The sequence below is a fragment of the Paenibacillus abyssi genome, assembly GCF_014640295.1.
Taxonomy (GTDB): Bacteria; Bacillota; Bacilli; order Paenibacillales; family Paenibacillaceae; genus Paenibacillus_D; species Paenibacillus_D abyssi.
The window spans coordinates 1-604 of sequence record NZ_BMGR01000038.1 but is presented as its reverse complement, the minus strand read 5'-3'; the positions used below and the strand labels follow the sequence as shown (position 1 = coordinate 604).

The window sequence follows — 604 nt, the reverse complement described above, 5'->3', positions numbered from 1 at the left end:
CCAGCGCCGATGGTACTTGGACCGCAGGGTCCTGGGAGAGTAGGACGTCGCCAAGCGGGTGCTTTTGCATCTCGTTAAGTTAGGTAAGATCAAGGGCCTTTAGCTCAGCTGGTTAGAGCGCACCCCTGATAAGGGTGAGGTCGGTGGTTCGAGTCCACTAAGGCCCACCACTTAACTCTTTACATGTTAATTTAATATGGGGCCATAGCTCAGCTGGGAGAGCGCCTGCCTTGCAAGCAGGAGGTCAGGAGTTCGATCCTCCTTGGCTCCACCAAAAGAATCATCTTTTGTTGTGTGAAATTGCTCGCTAAGTGAATCGCACAAACCTGCGATTAACACTTACGAACTTTGGTTGCCAACTGAATTGCACATAAGCGCAATTAACAGTTGCAACACATCCCTCGCTAAGTGAATCGCACAAACCTGCGATTAGCACTTACGAGATTGCACCTTGAAAACTGGATAGCGAAAGATAATGAAACATCCTTTAGCTGAGTTTTAAACGATCGCTGAATGCTGCATTCGAAACACTGGTTTCGAATGCAAACCAATCAGCTAGGTTAAGCTAGTAAGAGCGCACGGAGGATGCCTAGGCACTAGGAGC

The 604-nt window shown here is 48.5% G+C and carries 2 tRNA genes; both read left to right on the top strand.

From position 1 onward, the window contains the following. The first annotated feature begins 93 nt into the window (after nt 1-93). A tRNA-Ile gene (locus IEW11_RS24755) sits at nt 94-170 on the top strand. Between the two features lie 28 nt (nt 171-198). Continuing rightward, nucleotides 199-274 (top strand) — tRNA-Ala (locus IEW11_RS24750). The last annotated feature ends 330 nt before the right edge of the window (nt 275-604 follow it).